General features: G+C 68.8%; 15 protein-coding genes. 6 read left to right on the top strand and 9 right to left on the bottom strand.

What is annotated here, in order from left to right:
• The first annotated feature begins 22 nt into the window (after nt 1–22).
• The 4 genes from V8J38_RS00880 (at nt 23) to V8J38_RS00865 (ending at nt 6,410) form a co-directional block, all read left to right on the top strand.
• Nucleotides 23–2,143: a prolyl oligopeptidase family serine peptidase gene (locus V8J38_RS00880; RefSeq protein ID WP_338577442.1), complete on the top strand. Its 2,121-nt coding sequence runs from the start codon at nt 23–25 to the stop codon at nt 2,141–2,143.
• Nucleotides 2,144–2,222: 79 nt separating this feature from the next.
• Nucleotides 2,223–2,975: a DUF1223 domain-containing protein gene (locus V8J38_RS00875; RefSeq protein WP_338577440.1), complete on the top strand. Its 753-nt coding sequence runs from the start codon at nt 2,223–2,225 to the stop codon at nt 2,973–2,975.
• A 79-nt stretch (nt 2,976–3,054) separates the two neighbouring features.
• Nucleotides 3,055–5,019: a potassium transporter Kup gene (locus V8J38_RS00870; RefSeq protein WP_338577439.1), complete on the top strand. Its 1,965-nt coding sequence runs from the start codon at nt 3,055–3,057 to the stop codon at nt 5,017–5,019.
• On the top strand, nt 5,016–6,410 hold the full coding sequence (locus tag V8J38_RS00865; protein WP_338577437.1) for an RsmB/NOP family class I SAM-dependent RNA methyltransferase: 1,395 nt from the start codon (nt 5,016–5,018) through the stop codon (nt 6,408–6,410). Before V8J38_RS00870 ends, V8J38_RS00865 begins: the two co-directional genes overlap by 4 nt.
• On the opposite strand, the gene V8J38_RS00860 is transcribed toward V8J38_RS00865, so the two are convergent.
• Both V8J38_RS00860 and V8J38_RS00855 read right to left on the bottom strand, forming a co-directional pair.
• Nucleotides 6,407–7,213, bottom strand: a complete 807-nt coding sequence (locus V8J38_RS00860; protein ID WP_338577436.1) for an ABC transporter ATP-binding protein — start codon at nt 7,211–7,213, stop codon at nt 6,407–6,409. The two genes, V8J38_RS00865 and V8J38_RS00860, sit on opposite strands and share 4 nt — an antisense overlap.
• The gene (locus V8J38_RS00855; protein WP_312221047.1) at nt 7,206–7,616 is read right to left on the bottom strand and encodes a metallopeptidase family protein; all 411 of its coding nucleotides are present in this window, start codon (nt 7,614–7,616) and stop codon (nt 7,206–7,208) included. The genes V8J38_RS00860 and V8J38_RS00855 overlap by 8 nt, the downstream gene beginning before the upstream one ends.
• Before the next feature lie 158 nt (nt 7,617–7,774).
• Between V8J38_RS00855 and V8J38_RS00850 the strand changes: the two genes are divergently transcribed.
• Nucleotides 7,775–10,099 (top strand): ATP-binding protein, encoded by a 2,325-nt coding sequence (locus V8J38_RS00850; RefSeq protein ID WP_338577433.1) that lies wholly within the window; start codon nt 7,775–7,777, stop codon nt 10,097–10,099.
• 54 nt (nt 10,100–10,153) lie between these two features.
• Entirely contained in the window at nt 10,154–11,008 is an 855-nt protein-coding gene (locus tag V8J38_RS00845) for an HAD family hydrolase (protein ID WP_087141411.1), read from the top strand.
• Nucleotides 11,009–11,103: 95 nt separating this feature from the next.
• On the opposite strand, the gene V8J38_RS00840 is transcribed toward V8J38_RS00845, so the two are convergent.
• From V8J38_RS00840 to V8J38_RS00810, 7 genes are all read right to left on the bottom strand, one after another.
• Nucleotides 11,104–11,424, bottom strand: coding sequence for a 2Fe-2S iron-sulfur cluster-binding protein (locus tag V8J38_RS00840; RefSeq protein ID WP_291780606.1), 321 nt, complete (start codon nt 11,422–11,424; stop codon nt 11,104–11,106).
• Between the two features lie 115 nt (nt 11,425–11,539).
• Nucleotides 11,540–12,337, bottom strand: a complete 798-nt coding sequence (locus V8J38_RS00835; protein WP_291780609.1) for a succinate dehydrogenase iron-sulfur subunit — start codon at nt 12,335–12,337, stop codon at nt 11,540–11,542.
• Nucleotides 12,338–12,349: 12 nt separating this feature from the next.
• The gene (gene sdhA / locus V8J38_RS00830) at nt 12,350–14,134 is read right to left on the bottom strand and encodes a succinate dehydrogenase flavoprotein subunit (protein WP_338577429.1); all 1,785 of its coding nucleotides are present in this window, start codon (nt 14,132–14,134) and stop codon (nt 12,350–12,352) included.
• Nucleotides 14,135–14,141: 7 nt separating this feature from the next.
• Nucleotides 14,142–14,537 carry a succinate dehydrogenase, hydrophobic membrane anchor protein gene (locus tag V8J38_RS00825; RefSeq protein WP_291780615.1) on the bottom strand — a complete coding sequence of 132 codons (396 nt, stop codon included), beginning with the start codon at nt 14,535–14,537 and terminating at the stop codon, nt 14,142–14,144.
• Complete coding sequence (gene sdhC, locus V8J38_RS00820) at nt 14,534–14,995, bottom strand: succinate dehydrogenase, cytochrome b556 subunit (RefSeq protein ID WP_409450055.1); 462 nt, start codon at nt 14,993–14,995, stop codon at nt 14,534–14,536. The genes V8J38_RS00825 and sdhC overlap by 4 nt, the downstream gene beginning before the upstream one ends.
• A 129-nt stretch (nt 14,996–15,124) precedes the next feature.
• Nucleotides 15,125–15,538 (bottom strand): HIT domain-containing protein, encoded by a 414-nt coding sequence (locus tag V8J38_RS00815; protein ID WP_338577426.1) that lies wholly within the window; start codon nt 15,536–15,538, stop codon nt 15,125–15,127.
• On the bottom strand, nt 15,535–16,296 hold the full coding sequence (locus tag V8J38_RS00810; RefSeq protein ID WP_338577425.1) for an EcsC family protein: 762 nt from the start codon (nt 16,294–16,296) through the stop codon (nt 15,535–15,537). Before V8J38_RS00810 ends, V8J38_RS00815 begins: the two co-directional genes overlap by 4 nt.
• Nucleotides 16,297–16,369: the final 73 nt, after the last annotated feature.

Raw genomic sequence — 16,369 nt, 5'->3', positions numbered from 1 at the left:
CGGACCTCACGCGCATTATGAGATGCTTGGCTCGCCTGTGATCGTGCCGGGCGCGCCGCATTTCCCGCGCGACCTGTCGCCCGAGGGGGTCAAGGCCGCCGACGACCATTTGGCGCTGGAAGAGGTGGACGGCGCCGAGGCCCGGGCCTTTGTCGCCGCCTCCAATGAAAAGGCCCTGACCGCCCTGACCGGCGACCGCCGCTATGAGCCGTTCCGCCAGCAGGCCGAGGCCATACTGACGGCGACCGACCGCATCCCCGGCGTCAGCTTCCTGGGCGAGGGTCTGGGCAATTTCTGGCAGGACGCGGCCAATCCCAAGGGCGTCTGGCGCCGCACGACGCTGGCTTCCTACCGCACGGCCCAGCCGCAGTGGGAGACTCTGCTGGACATTGACGCTCTGGCGAAAGCGGAAGGCAAGGACTGGGTGTTCAAGGGCGCCAACTGCCTGGCGCCGGACGAGACGCGCTGCCTGATCAACCTGTCCAACGGCGGCATGGACGCCGTGACGGTGCGCGAGTTCGACCTGACCACCAAGACCTTCGTGGACGGCGGCTTCGTCATTCCCGAGGGCAAGCACCGCATCTCCTGGCTGGACCGCGACACCCTGCTGATCGCCACCGACTTCGGTCCCGGCAGCCTGACGGAGTCGGGCTATCCCTACATCGTCAAGTCCCTGACGCGCGGCCATCCGCTGGAGCACGCGACCGAGGTCTATCGCGGCCAGCAGGGCGACGGCGGCTACGGCGTCTCGCCCATGGTCTTCCGCGACAAGGCGGGCGCGGTCGAGGCCGTGCTATTCAGCCGCCCGCTGGACACCTTCCGCTCGGAAATCTGGGCCCTGGGAGCCGACGGCAAGCCGTACAGGTTGAACCTGCCCGAGCGCGTGGGCGTCCAGGGCGTCCTGGGCGGGAAACTGGTCTTCTCGCCGGAACAGGCCTGGAGCTTCGACGGTCAGGACTACGCCGCCGGTTCGTTGGTCGCCCTGCCGCTGGGCGTGCTGGGCGACGTGCGCCAGAGCATCCGCATCGACGCGAAGTCCGCGACCATCTTCGCGCCCGGCCCGCGTCAGTCGCTACAAAACGTCCGCGTGTTCGAAGACAGCATCGTCGCCGTGATCGCCGATAACGTCGTCGGCACGCTGCAGCGCTTCGCCCCGACCGCCGAGGGCTGGACTGCGACCGAACTCGCGGTGCCGGCCAACAGCGCCGTGGGTCTGGGCGACAGCTCCAAGGCCAAGGGTCAGGTCTTCGTTTCGACCCAGGGCTTCCTGACCCCGCCGACCCTCAGCCTGGCGGACGTCTCGACCGCCGCCCTGACCGAGCTGAAATCGGCCCCGGCCAAGTTCGACGCCTCGACCCATGTGGTCGAGCAGTTCGAGGCGACCTCGACCGACGGGACCAAGATCCCCTACTTCGTCACCCGGCCGAAGAACCTGGCGATGGACGGGACCGGCCCGACCATCCTGTTCGGCTACGGCGGCTTCCAGGCCAGCTTCCCGCCCGCCTACAAGCCCGAGATGGGCAAGCTGTGGCTCGAGAACGGCGGCGCCTTCGTCCAGGCCAACATCCGCGGCGGCGGCGAATTCGGTCCGCAGTGGCACCAGGCGGCCCTGCGCGAGAACCGCCAGCGCGCCTTCGACGACTTCGCCGCCGTGGCCCGTGATCTGGAGCAGCGCCGCATCACCAGCCCGCGCCATCTGGGCATCTACGGCCGCTCGAATGGCGGGGTGCTGACCTCGGTGTCCATCACCCAGCACCCGGAACTGTTCAACGCGGCGGTCATCGAGAGCCCCCTGATCGACATGCTGCGTTATCAGGAGCTGCCGGCGGGCGCATCGTGGATGGGCGAATACGGCGATCCGCGCATTCCGGGCGACGCCGAATTCATCGCCCGCTACTCGGCCTATCAGCAGTTGAGGCCCGAGGTGAAATACCCGCGCGTCTACATCACGACGAACACGCGCGACGACCGGGTCCACCCCGGCCACGCCCGCAAGTTCGCGGCGCGTCTGGGCGACCAGGGCCACGACCACCTCTATTTCGAGGACACGGCGGGCGGTCATTCCAATGACGCCGATCCGGTCGCCAACGCCCGCCGCTGGGCCCGCCACTACGTCTACCTCAGCCAGCAGTTGATGGACTGAAGCAGCGCTCGTCGCGCCCGACGCGCCGCTCACGCATTTATGAGCGGCGTTATCGGGTCGAAGGGATAGGATCGCCGCCATGATGGCACGGGGCCTGTTCAGGTACGGGATGACGGCGGCGGCCGCAGGCTTGGGCTTGCTGGCCGCCGCCGCCGCGCCGTCGCGCGAGCGCGACGCTCCGGTCCAGCCGGTCGTGGTCGAACTGTTCACCGCCCAGGGCTGCGCCGGCTGTCCCGACGCCAACCGCACGGTCGAGACGGTGGCCGAGAATCCGGGCGTGATCGTCCTGACCTACGGCGTCGACTACTGGGACTATCTGGGCTGGTCCGACACCTTCGCCCGGCCCGAGTTCGCCGAGCGCCAGCGCGCCTATCGCCAGGCGTTGAAGCTGCGGAACGTCTCGACGCCTCAGGTAGTGATCGACGGGCGGCGTCATGTCTCCGGCGCCCGTCCGCCCGAGTTGAAGGCCGCTGTCGAGGCCGAGGCGCGTGACCGGGGCTGGCCGCCCGAGATCGAATTCCGCGAGACGGGCGATCGCGTCGGCGTGGGTTCGGGGCGTCCGCCGGAAGGCGGCGCCGAGGTCGTCGCCGTCGTCTATCAACCGGGGCAGCAGACGGTCGAGGTCAAGGGCGGCGACAATCGCGGCCGGGCCGTGACCCACGTCAATGTGGTGCGCGAGGTGCGCCGTCTGGGCGACTGGAACGGGCGACCGGTGCTGTTCCTCCTGCCTCAGGACACGGGGATCGATGAAGGGGTGGTGGTGCTGCTTCAGGCCAAGGACGACCGTCGCATCCTGTCGTCCGCAGCTCGCCCGGAACCGGGGCGCGATTGAACCGCTGACGGAAAAGGTCTAAAGGCCCGCCGCTCTTGATGGGCGCGCGCCTCCTCGCGCGACCCGGAGAAAACATTGCATGGTCGGGGACACGCCCCGCGGCGACGCCGCGCCAACCGCCAACGCCTCCTCTCCCGCGAACGCCCAGATTCCGCCTGACGGCGGGTCCCGGGGTCAGGGCGGGAAGGCCGGCCGTCGCGCCCTGATCCTGGGCGCCATCGGCGTGGTGTTCGGCGACATCGGCACCAGCCCCATCTACGCCCTGCGCGAGGCCATCGGCCACGCCCAGAAGGGCGTCGAGGGCGACCTGGCCGTTATCGGCGTGGTGTCGCTGGCCTTCTGGGCGCTGATGGTGGTGGTGACGTTCAAATACGTCATGTTCCTGATGCGGGCCGACAACAAGGGCGAAGGCGGCACCCTGTCGCTGATGGCCCTGGCCCAGCACGCCATCGGGCGACGCAGCGCCTGGCTGTTCATCCTGGGCGTCTGCGGCGCGGCCCTGTTCTACAGCGACGGCGTCATCACCCCGGCCATTTCCGTGCTGTCGGCCATCGAGGGCCTGCAGGAGGCGCCGGGCCTGAACGGACGCCTCGACCCCTTCATCGTGCCCCTGGCGGCGGGCATTCTCATCGCCCTGTTCCTGGTGCAGTCGCGCGGTACGGCCGGATTGGCCAGGTTCTTCGGCCCCATCACCCTGGTCTGGTTCCTGTCTCTGGGCCTGATGGGGGTGGCGCACATCTTCGACGACCTGTCGATCCTGAAGGCCCTGTCGCCTTATTACGGGATCAAGCTGCTGATCGCCGACGGCTTCCTGGGCTTCGTCATCCTGGGCAGCGTCTTCCTGGCCGTCACCGGCGCCGAGGCGCTGTATGCGGACATGGGCCATTTCGGCAAGTCGCCGATCCGCCAGGGCTGGTTGTTCATCGTCCTGCCCTGTCTGACCCTGAACTACCTGGGTCAGGGCGCCTTCCTGCTGTCGCACCCCGGCGCGGCTGACAACCCGTTCTGGAACATGGTGCCGCAACTGGTCTATTGGCCCATGCTGATTCTGGCCACGGCGGCCACGGTGATCGCCAGCCAGGCGGTCATCACAGGGGCCTTCTCGGTGACGCAGCAGGCGGTCCAGCTCGGCCTCCTGCCGCGACTGGACATCCGCAACACCTCCGAGACCCAGGCGGGTCAGATCTATGTGCCTGCGATCAACAGCCTGCTGATGGTCGGGGTGCTGTTCGTCCTGGTGACCTTCCAGTCCTCGCACAATCTGACGGCGGCCTATGGGGTGGCGGTGACCGGCACCATGATGGTCAACACCCTGATGTCCTTCACCGTGGTGCGGCACAAGTGGAAGTGGCCGATGTGGGCCGTGCTGCTGACGCTGGTGCCGTTCGGCTTCATCGATGCGGTCTTCCTGACCTCGAACCTGCTGAAGATTCCCGCCGGGGCGTGGATGCCGCTGGTGCTGGGCGGCGGTCTGGTCATGCTGATGTGGACCTGGGTGCGCGGCACGCAGATCCTGACCGACAAGACGCGCAAGGACAGCTTGCCGCTGACCGATCTGATCGAGATGCTGCGCGCCCGTCCGCCGCACCGGGCGCCGGGCACGGCCATCTTCCTGACCTCGGACGCCGATGTCGCGCCGGTGGCCCTGATGCACAACCTCAAGCACAACAAGGTGCTGCACGAGAAGAACATCATCCTGACGGTGCACACGTCCGACCGGCCGCGCGTGCCGGATCTCCAGCGGGTGGCGGTCGAGCCGATCAGCGATGATTTCAAGCGCCTGACCCTGACCTTCGGCTATATGGAGACGCCGAACGTGCCGCGCGCGCTCGGCCTGTGCCGCAAGCAGGGGCTGAAGTTCGACATCATGTCGACCAGCTTCTTCCTGGGCCGCCGTTCCGTCGTTCCCACCGCCCGCCAGGGCATGCCTCTTTGGCAGGACAAGCTGTTTATCTTCCTGATGCGTAACGCCGCCAACCCGACCGACTTCTTCCGCATTCCGCCCGGCCGCGTGGTCGAACTCGGCACCCAGGTGTCGGTGTGAGCGGGGGGACGCCCAAGGGCAAAAGCTCCGCCGCGCGCGGCCGCCGCATCGCCGAGAAGGCGCGCGGCCCGCGTCGCGAACCGGCGCCGCGCCCGGCCGCAGACGACCCCCACGCCGACATCGGCGTCGAGGCGCGCCTGGTCGCCGGCCTGCTGCTGAACGCGGCGCTGGAGAAGCGCACCGGTCTGGACGAGGCCCTGTCCCAATCGCCAGCGCGCGACCTGCCGCCTCAAGATCGCGCCTTCGCTCGCGCTGTGGCCATGGCGGCCCTGCGCCGTCTGGGCGAGATCGACCAAATCCTCGAGCGCCGCCTGCAGAAGGCGCCGCCGCTGGCCGTCATGACCATCCTGCGCATCGCACTGGCCCAGACCCTGGTGCTGGAGACGCCCGCCTTCGCCGCGGTGTCGACAGCGGTGAAGCTGGCCGAGCGCGATCCAAAGACGCGCCCCTACAAGAATCTGGTCAACGCCGTGCTGCGCGGCGTCGGCCGCGACGGTCCGGGCCTGACGACGGCGGAAGCCAATCTGCCCGACTGGCTGGCCCAGCGCTGGAAGGCCACCTATGGCGAGGCGGCCCTGATCGGCCTGGCCCTGGCCACGCGCGAGGAGCCCGCCACCGACCTGACGGCCAAGCCCGGCGTGGACCCGGCCGAACTGGCGGCGTCGGTCGAGGGGGAGGCCCTGCCCGGCGGCACGGTCCGCACCGGCAAGCGGGGCGACGTCGCATCCTGGCCCGGCTTCGAGGCGGGCGACTGGTGGGTGCAGGACGCAGCGGCCGCCGTCCCGGCGCGCCTGCTGGCGGTCAAGGCGGGCGAGACGGCGCTGGACCTGTGCGCCGCGCCGGGCGGCAAAACGCTGCAACTGGCCGCCGCCGGAGCCGAGGTGACAGCGCTGGACCGTTCCGAGGCGCGCCTTAAGCGCCTGCGCCAGAATTTCGAGCGCATGAACCTCAAGGCCGAGGTCGTCGCCGTCCCGGCCGAGGACTGGGAAGACGACCGCGCCTTCGACGCCGTTCTGCTGGACGCGCCGTGCACGGCCACCGGCACCTATCGCCGCAACCCGGAAGTCCTGCGCGCCACCCGTCCCGCCGATGTCGCCAAGCTGGCCGACGTGCAGCACCGCCTGCTGGACGCCGCCGCCGGGAAGGTGAAGCCGGGCGGCCGTCTGGTCTATTGCGTCTGCTCGCTGGAGCGCGAAGAGGGCGAGACGCAGGTGATCGCCTTCCTGCGCCGCAATCCGGCCTTCCGCACCGTCGCCGCCGTTCCCGCCGAGGTCGGCGCGCCTGACGAGGCGCTGACCCCCGAAGGCTGGCTGCGCATCCTGCCGTCGCAATGGGCGGAAAAGGGCGGTCTGGACGGCTTCTTCGCGGCGAAGCTGGAACGGATCGCCTAGCTGAGCTGAAGGCCGAACCAGCCGTCGCGGTCCGAGACCGTCATCGGCAGGCCGAACAGGTCGGTCAGGGCGGCGTCGGTCAGCATGTCGGCCTTGGCGCCGTCGCGGGCGACGCGGCCGTCCTTCATCATGATGACGCGGTCGATCTCGGGCAGGATTTCCTCGATGTGATGGGTCACCAGGATCAGGGTGGCGCCGCCCTGCGCCAGCGGACGAAGGCTGTCCAGAAACAGGCGGCGCGTCGCCGGGTCCAGCCCGCCGCACGGTTCGTCCAGCAGGACGGCGTCGGGCCGGTGGGCCAGGGCGCGGGCGATCAGCACACGCCGCGCCTCGCCGGACGACAGGGTGGCCATGGAGCGGCCGATCAGATGCTCGACCCCCATGCGGTGCAGGGCCTCGGCGGCGGCGTCGCGCATGGCCGGCGTGATCGTTTCGCGCCGCCAGACCCCGCGCGAGGCGAAGAAGCCTGAGACGACCGCGTCCATCACCTCCAGCGCATCCTCGCCGGTCAGGTCCGCCTGGGCGGCGGGCGAGACGAAGCCGAGGCGGCGGCGCAGGGAAAAGATGTCCCAGGGGCTCTGGCCGAACACCTCGACCCGCGCGCCATGCACCGGATAGAGCTGGTGCAGGATCAACTTGACCAGCGTCGACTTGCCCGAGCCGTTGCGGCCCAGAATGGCCGTGTGTTCGCCCGCCGCGAGGGTCAGGCTGACGTCGTCCAGAATGCGGCGCTCGGCGCGCACGACGCTGGCGTTCTCGATGTGCAGCAGCGGCGGGATGGAGGTCTCGGCCGCTTCAGTCATCGTCATCTTCGATGGCGTGAATCTGGTCGTCGTCCAGGCCGAGGTGGTGGCCGATCTCGTGGATCAGGACGTGGGCGATGATCTCGGCCAGGCCGACGTCGCCGCGCTCACACCATTCGTCGAGGATCGGACGGCGATAGAGGAAGACGCGCGACGGCTCCGGCGCCGGACCCATGGCGTCACGTTCGCCGATGTGGACGCCTGAATAGAGGCCGGTCAGTTCGAACGGGTCCTCGATCTCCAGATCGCGCAGGGTCTCCTCGTCGGCGAAGTCGTCGATGCGGATGACGACCTCCCCGGCCGCCTGGCGAAACAGGTCGGGCAATCCGGCGAAGGCCTCCTCGGCCAGGCGGGCGAAATCGTCGAGCGAGGGGGCGAGTTGGTCGGTCCAGGGCGTGGTCATGGCAAGGGATATCGCCCGCGTCGGGGCCGGTCGCAATCAGGGACGGAGCCGCGCGTGCATGGGCCGCATCGCAATTCGCCCAATCAGAGTATGGTAAACGCCGAATCGGCCTGTCCTGACGGGCGGCTGACGCTTGGATCGGAATTTCTGGGGAAGGCATGGCCGAGGCGGATCTCGCGGCCGACATCGCCTTTGCGGCCACGGCGGGGGCGGCGGGGCTGGCGCTGGCGGTCAGCGTCTGGGCCTGGCGCCTGCGCGCCCGGCTGGTCGCGCGCGAGATGGAGGTCGAGGAGAGCTTCGCCGGCGTCCAGGTCCAGGCGACCACGGGCGCCACGGCGTTGATGGCGTTCGACGACGTGCGCCTGGGCCTCGACCCGGACGGCGAGATCGAGAGCGTCTTCGGCGCTCCGGACATGCTGGCGGCCCTGGCGCCGGGCCGGGATGCGGCGGGGGCCGCCGACGCTGTCCTGTCGACCCTGAGGCAATCCCACACCGGCCGCATGGAGGCGCTCGTCAACGCGGGCGAGGCGTTCGAGACCCTGCTGGAGACCCCGGACGGCGCCTGGGCCGTCGAAGGGCGGGCGCACGGCGGCGGGACCTGGTTGCGGCTGTCGCGCCTGGGCGGACCGGACAAGGGCGGCGAGGCCGGCCCCGGCGCCCTGGCCGAGCAGTCCCCGGCTCCGACCTGGGTGGTGGACGGGGCGGGCCACCTGATCTGGGCCAACAGCGCCTGGCTGCTGGAGACGGGCGCCGAGACGCTGGACGAGGCGCGTAGCCGGACCCTCAGCTTCGATCGGGGCGCCGACGCCGTGGTGGCCGAGGCCCTGCGCCTGAACGCGCGTCAGGAAGGCTTCCGCTGGACCACGGCGGGCGGGCGGCGCCGGGCGTGGAAGATCCTGGCCGAGCCGCTGGCCGGCGGGCGCGGCGCCGTCATCGCCTTCGCCATCGAAATGACCGAGGCCGAGGAGACGCGCGACACCCTGCGTCGTCACGTCGAGGCGCATGACGAGACGCTGAACCATCTGGCCGACGCCGTGGCCATCTTCGGCCCGTCCAAGCGGCTGGCCTTCCACAACACCGCCTTCCAGTCGCTGTTCGGGGTCGATCCGGCCTGGCTGGACGAGCGCCCGACCCACGCCGAACTGCTGGACCGACTGCGTCAGAAGCGCCTGCTGCCCGAGGTCGTCGACTACGCCGCCTGGAAGGCCGAGGAGTTGGACTTCTACGGCGCCGCCCAGGCCTCGCCGGACGACAGCTGGTCCCTGCCCGACGGGCGGACGCTGCGGGTGGTGCGCCAGCCGCACCCGTTGGGCGGCATCCTGCTGATCTTCTCGGACATCACCGGCGAGCTGCAGCTTCGCAGCCGCTACAACGCCCAGATTCAGGTCCAGCGCGCGACGCTGGACAAGCTGAACGACGCCGTAGCCGTGTTCGGCTCGGACGGACGGTTGCGGCTGCACAACGAAGCCTTTGAGAGCTTCTGGGGCGTCCCCGGCGAGCGGCTGATGGAGGCGGGCGACTTCGACGCCGTGGCCGCTCTGTGCCGCCCGGTCCTGCCCGACGCCGCCCTGTGGCTGGGGCTGAAGGCGCGGGTGGCCGATCCCGATCCGGAAAGCCGCGTGGCCATTTCCGGCGAGGGTCGCACCGAGGACGGCCGCATCGCCGCCTGGCAGACCCGCCCCCTGCCCGACGGCGCCACCCTGGTCGCCTTCTTCGACGTGACGGCCCGCCGTGAACTGGAGCAGGCCCTGGCCGCCAAGGAGGCCGCCCTGGCCGAGAGTCAGGCCCTGAAGCGCGAGTTCGTCGGCAGCGTCTCCTATGAACTGCGCACGCCTCTGACGACCATCGTCGGCTATTCTGAGCTGCTGGAGGCGATGGGCGACCTGCCCGAACGCAGCCGCCAGCACGCGGGCGCCATCCGTGTGGCGGCCAGCCATCTGGCCCGCTCCATCGACGACGTGCTGGACATGGCCCAGATCGACGCAGGCGAGATGGAGCTGACCCTGGGCGACGTGCGGGTCTGCGACCTGCTGGACGAGGCGGCGGAAAAGATCAGGGCCAAGGTCGAGGGCCGCGGCGCGACGCTGCACCTGGCCTGCCCGACCGGGCTGAAGCCGATCCGCGCCGACGCCCGCCGCATCGCCCAGGCGGTCGATCACCTGCTGGAGAACGCCTGCCGCGCCGTGTCCGAAGGCGGCGCCGTCAGCCTGACCGCCGAGGCCGGGCCGGGCGAGGTCCGCATCCGCGTAGAGGACACCGGCCGGGGCATCCCCTATCACCTGCAGGCCCACGTCTTCGACCGCTTCGTGCGGCGCGAGCGCGGCGGGCCGGGCGTGGCCCTGGCCCTGGTCAAGGCGCTGGTCGAACTGCACGGCGGCTGGGCCGAGGTTCAGTCGGAGCCGGGCAAGGGCGCGGCCTTCATCCTGCACCTGCCGGTCGAGGCGACGGCGCCGACGGCTGCGCCGGAACTGCTGCTGGGCTGATCTTGGCCGTCCAGTCGTGCTAGAGGGCGTGTCCAAGCCTTCCAGGACGTCCTCATGGCCGACACGACCCGCCCCCTGCTCAAGACCGCCGTCATCTATGATTTCGACGGCACCCTGGCTCGGGGAAACATGCAGGAGGTCAGCTTCATCCCCTCGATCGGGATGACGCCGGCCCAGTTCTGGAACGAGACCGTCCGTCCACGGACCATCGCCTCGGACGGCGACGGCATCCTGATGTACATGCAGATGATGCTGCTGGCCGCGCGCGAACAGGGCGCCCCGGTGACGCGCCAGACGCTGCGCGATCACGGCCGCGACGTGGCTCTGTTCGAGGGCCTGCGCGACCGCTCCTGGTTCGACCGGATGAACGCCTTCGGCGCCCAGTTCGGGCTGGAGATCGAGCACTACATCATCTCGGCGGGCCTGACCGAGATGATCGAGGGCTGCCCCATCGCCGAGGCCTTCACCCACGTCTTCGCCTCGAAATACGCTTATGACGATGAGGACGTGGCGGTCTGGCCCGCCGTGGGCGTCAACTACACGACCAAGACCCAGTATCTGTTCCGCATCAACAAGGGGGTGCACAACCACTGGGAGGATGAGCGCATCAACCGCTTCATCCCGGACGAGGAGCGCCCCATCCCCTTCGACCGCATGATCTTCCTGGGCGACGGCGACACCGACGTGCCGACCATGAAGATGATGCACACCAAGGGCGGCTTCTCCATCGCCGTCTACGACCCCGACAGCACCCCGCGCGACCACGACAAGATCCACCGCCTGATCTCGGAGGACCGGGTCAACTTCGTCGCGGCGGGCGACTATCGTGAAGGCTCGCCCGTCGACTTGATCGTCAAGGGCCTGATCGGCCGCATCGCCGTCAACTACGGCCGGATGCCGGCGGACTGAGGCGTCGGTCGGTGTCCACGAGGTCGATGCTGACTTGACCCCTCGGCCGCGCGGCCAGAGACCCGACCGCGTCCAGCAACCGGGCGTCGATCATCTCAGTGCTGGCTTTCCGGCAGGCGCACGATCAGGCCGTCCAGGTCGTCGGTGACGCGGATCTGGCAGGACAGGCGGCTGTTCGGCTCGACGTTCTCGGCGAAGTCCAGCATGGACTCCTCCATGGCCGAGGCGCGGCCCGTCTCGGCGGCGAAGTTCTCGTCGACATAGACATGGCAGGTGGCGCAGGCGCAGGCGCCGCCGCAATCGGCGTCGATGCCCGGTACATTGTTGCGGATCGCGCCTTCCATGACGGACAGGCCTTTCTTGACCTCGACCGTGTGCTCGGTTCCGTCGTGTTCAATGTAGGTGATCTTGGGCATGGAAGCGGTCTTAACTCTGGATGCAGGCTTGGCAAGCCTTGCTACGCGACGGCCAAGGAAAACCCCCGGAACCAAGCGGTTCCGGGGGCCCTTCTTTTCGTCCTGATCGGTTGGATCAGGCGGCCGTCTTCTTGCGCGACGGCGAGACCATCAGCTTCTTGGTCTCGGCGATCGCCTTGGCCGGGTTCAGCCCCTTGGGGCAGACCTGGGCGCAGTTCATGATCGTGTGGCAGCGATACAGCTTGAAGGGGTCCTCGAGGTCGTCGAGACGCTTCTGGGTGGCGTCGTCGCGGCTGTCGGCGATCCAGCGATAGGACTGCAGCAGGGCGGCCGGGCCGAGGTATTCTTCCTGGTTCCACCAGTAGCTCGGGCATGAGGTCGAGCAGCAGGCGCACAGGATGCACTCGTACAGGCCGTCCAGCTTTTCGCGGTCTTCCGGTGACTGCAGGCGCTCCTTCTCCGGGTCCGGCAGGTCGGACTGGAGGTAGGGCTGGATGGAGTCGTACTGGGCGTAGAACAGCGACAGGTCCGTCACCAGGTCCTTGACCACCGGCTGGTGCGGCAGGGGGGCGATGGTGATGTTGTGCGACGAGCACTCGGCCCAGCCCTTGGTGCAGGCCAGGGCGTTGCGGCCGTCGATGTTCATCGAGCACGAGCCGCAGATGCCTTCGCGGCACGAGCGACGGAACGACAGGGTGGGGTCGATCTCGTTCTTGATGTGGAGCAGGGCGTCCAGAAGCATCGGGCCGTGATCGTCGGTCGAGACCTCATAGACGTCCCAGCGCGGATCGGCGTCCACTTCGGGGTCATAGCGATAGACCTTGTAGGTCTTGACGTTCTGCGCGCCGGCCGGGGCCTTGTGCACCTTGCCGGTGGTCGGCTTGGAGCCGCGCGGGAGGTTGAGCTGAACCATCTGCAATCCTCCTTAGTACACCCGAGCCCGGGGCTCGATGTAGGAGACCTCGTCGGTCATCGTGTATTTGTGCACCGGGCGGTAATCGATCTGGACGCCTTCGCCCGGACGCTTCCACGCCAGGGTGTGCTTCATCCAGTTCTCGTCGTCGCGGTCGGGGAAATCCTCGCGGGCGTGGGCGCCGCGCGATTCCGTGCGGTTGAGCGCGCCTTCGATAGTGACCAGGGCCTGCGAGATCAGGTTGTCGTATTCCAGCGTCTCGACCAGGTCGGTGTTCCAGATCAGGCCGCGATCCGTGGTCTTGATGTCGGCGCCGGCGGCCTCGATCGAGCGCAGCTTCTGCACGCCCTCTTCAAGGGTCTTGCCGGTGCGGAACACGGCGGCGTCAGCCTGCATGGCGCGCTGCATGTCCAGACGCAGGTGCGCCGTGGGCGTCGAACCCGAGGCGTTGCGGAAGCGGTCCAGGCGGGCGATGTGTTCGTCGGTCTGGGCCTTGGAAGCCGACGGGACGGCCGAGTTCTTGTCCACGACCTCGCCGCAGCGCAGGCCGACGGCGCGGCCGAACACCACCAGGTCGGTCAGGGAGTTGGAGCCCAGACGGTTGGCGCCGTGCACCGAGACGCAACCCGCCTCGCCCACGGCCATCAGGCCCGGCACCACGCTGTCGGGGTTGCCGTCGCGCAGGGTCAGGACCTCGCCGTGATAGTTCGTCGGGATGCCGCCCATGTTGTAGTGAACGGTCGGAATGACCGGGATCGGCTCCTTGGTCACATCGACGCCGGCGAAGATCTTGGCGCTTTCCGAGATGCCCGGCAGGCGCGCGTGCAGCACGGCCGGATCGAGGTGATCCAGGTGCAGGAAGATGTGGTCCTTGTTCGGACCCACGCCGCGGCCTTCGCGGATTTCGATGGTCATGGAGCGCGAGACCATGTCGCGCGGAGCCAGATCCTTCACGGTCGGCGCATAGCGCTCCATGAAGCGCTCGCCTTCGGAGTTGGTCAGGTAGCCGCCTTCACCGCGGGCGCCTTCAGTGATCAGGCAGCCGGCGCCGTAGATGCCGGTCGGGTGGAACTGCACGAACTCCATGTCCTGCAGCGGCAGGCCGGCGCGCAGCACCATGGCGTTGCCGTCGCCGGTGCAGGTGTGGGCCGAGGTGGCCGAGAAGTAGGCGCGGCCGTAACCGCCGGTCGCCAGCACCACCATCTTGGCGCGGAACTGGTGAAGTTGGCCGGTGTCGAGCTGCAGCGCGGTGACGCCCGTGCAGGCGCCGTCCTGCATGATCAGGTCCAGGGCGAAATATTCGACGAAGAACTTCACCTCGCGACGGACCGACTGGCCGTACAGGGTGTGCAGGATGGCGTGGCCGGTGCGGTCGGCGGCGGCGCAGGTGCGCTGCACTGGGCCTTCGCCGAAATTGCGGGTCATGCCGCCGAAGGCGCGCTGATAGATCTTGCCTTCGTCGGTGCGGCTGAAGGGCACGCCCCAGTGTTCCAACTCATAGACGGCCTGGGGCGCGTTGCGGACCAGGTATTCGATGGCGTCCTGGTCGCCCAGCCAGTCCGACCCCTTGACGGTGTCGTACATGTGCCACTGCCAGGAGTCCTCGCCCATGTTGCCGAGCGAGGCGGAGATGCCGCCTTGCGCCGCCACAGTGTGGGAGCGGGTCGGGAAGACCTTGGTGACGCAGGCGACCTTCAGCCCCTGCTGGGCGGCGCCGAGGGCGGCGCGCAGGCCAGAACCGCCGGCGCCGACGACGACGACGTCGTATTCGTGATCGATAAGCTCGTATGCAGCCATGGCGGGGTCAGACTCCGGCCGGCAGCGGGGCCGAGCCCAGCGCCAGACGCACGATGAAGAAGACGCTGGCGGCCGCCAGCACGAGGAAGACCAGGTTCGAGACCAGAACCAGTCCAGAGCGGGAAGAGGCGGGGACGTAGTCCTCGATGATCACCTTCCAGGCTAGGCTGGCGAACAGGCAGAAGACCACCGCCGTCACGGCCAGAAGGCCGGCGTTCAGCGTGCTGCCGAACCAGGCGATGACCGCGCCGTAGTCGGCGCCGGCCAGGGTGAAGCCCGACGACAGGACCCACAGGCCCAGCGGCATCAGGGCCAGAAGAGCCAGCTTCTCGAGTTTCCATTCCCCGGCGCCGTGACGCTCGGAGATTTTCACATTGTTCTTGAACTTCGGCGCGGCGCTCACAGCGAAACCTTTCCAGCAGCGAACAGCACGACCCAGAACAGGACGGCCAGGACGATCGGGCCCCAGACGGCGATCTGCGCCAGCAGATTGGCCGACTTGATGGTCAGCCCACGACCGGTGTCGTTGATCAGGTGGCGCGCGCCGTTCAGCAGGAAGGAGAACAGCACCCAGGTCAGGCCGAACCAGATGAACAGGCCGAACGGCGAGCCCGAGAAGGCGGCGACCGAGGCGAAGGCGTCCGGGCCGGAAGCCGTGGCGGCGACCCAGCCCAGCAGCAGGATCGCGCCCACGCTGGCCGCGCCGATGGTGACGCGGAACAGGATCGACGCGACCATGGTCATGTGCCAGCGCCAGATATCGGTGAAGGGCGACATCGGTGCGACGTGCCCGTTGGGGTGACGGACGTAGCGGCCCGTCCGGTCGCCAGTTTCGCCCGCAGCCGTGGGAGTGTTCGACATGCGAATGATTCTCAAAAAACCCGAGGAATTTCAGGGCCGGATTGCAGTGCAACAGGCTTTAGTGACGCAGACGGGGGGGTGTCAACGAAGGGGGCCGATTCCGACGAAAGTCGGCCCTCCGTCCTAGAGTCAAAAGGCCGCGATGTGCGCCAGGGCGGGATCGCGTGTTTCCGGCGCGCACGGAACCGCCCCCGGACGTCCCCAGACCGGATCGGGCCACAGGGGGTCGTCGCGCCGACGGCCGACGACATGGATATGAAGCTGGGCTGTGACATTGCCCAGGGCGGCGACGTTCAGCTTGTCGACGGGAGCCTCGCGCAGGGCGCCCAGTTCGCGCACCAGGGCGCCGGCGCGGACGATCTCCTCGCTCAGAAGGGCGCGCTGCTCGGGCGACAGGTCCTCCAGCTCGACCGCGCCGGGGACGCGGGGCAGCAGGATCAGCCAGGGAAAGCGGGCGTCGTCCTGGAAACGCACCTGGCACAGGGGCCAGTCGGCGGTGAAGACGGAGGCGGCCTCGAAGGCGGGATCGGCGGTGAAGCTCATGCGGCATCCTGATCGGCGAGAAGGCGCAGGCGATAGGCGTTCATCGCCGTCTCGGCCAGGCGTTGGGTCAGGCGCCAGTTGACCACGGCCCCGATCGGCGCGCCGACCAGGGGCAGCAGCTGGGCCAGCTTGGCCACGTCGATGTAGTCGCGGTACTCCAGCTGGAACTTGCGCCAGTCGAAGGCCTTCAGGGCGTCGGGATCGTCCGGCGCGCGCATGGCGGCCTCCAGCGCGGCCAGGGCTTCGGGCCGATGCCGGGCGCTGGAAAAGGCCAACTGGAAGATGCGCAGGACGATCACCCGCTCCTTCAGGTCGCGGCCGGAATAGCCGTAGAGGGCGGCGATCTCGAACAGCATCTTGACCTTGATCGCCATCAGGGCGGGAAAGTCCGCCGCCGCCATCAGGAAGCCCCCGGCGCCCGCCACCCCGCCCTCGACGCTGGCGGTGGTGCGATACAGCTCGACGCGCGTGCGAACCCTGGCCTCGCGCTCCTGCAGGGCGCCTTCGGTCAGGGGGCGGGCGGTGGTCCACTCCGATCCGGCCAGCAGGCCGCGCGTCATCTGCTGCACGGCGCCGGTCACGATCTCGTGCACGCGCTCGGGAATGACGCGGTTGATGCGGTCCTGGGTCGCGCGGGTGGTCTTGTCCCACAGGCCAGGCCGTTTCAGCTGGCGATCGCGCCAGGCCAGGGCCTCGGCCAGGGCGCGCGCCTCATAGGCGGCGTCCGTCATCGGTGGAGCGTCCGTGGGTTTGGCCATGGCCGCAGCCTCGCAGGCCCCGACGAAAGGCGCAACGCGGAACGCTTGCCGCGATCCGCCGACAGGTCTAGAC

Origin of the sequence: Brevundimonas olei (assembly GCF_037055245.1) — a bacterium.
Lineage (GTDB): Bacteria > Pseudomonadota > Alphaproteobacteria > Caulobacterales > Caulobacteraceae > Brevundimonas > Brevundimonas olei.
The sequence above is the reverse complement of the archived record's forward strand: the minus strand, read 5'-3'. Positions and strand labels throughout refer to the sequence as shown.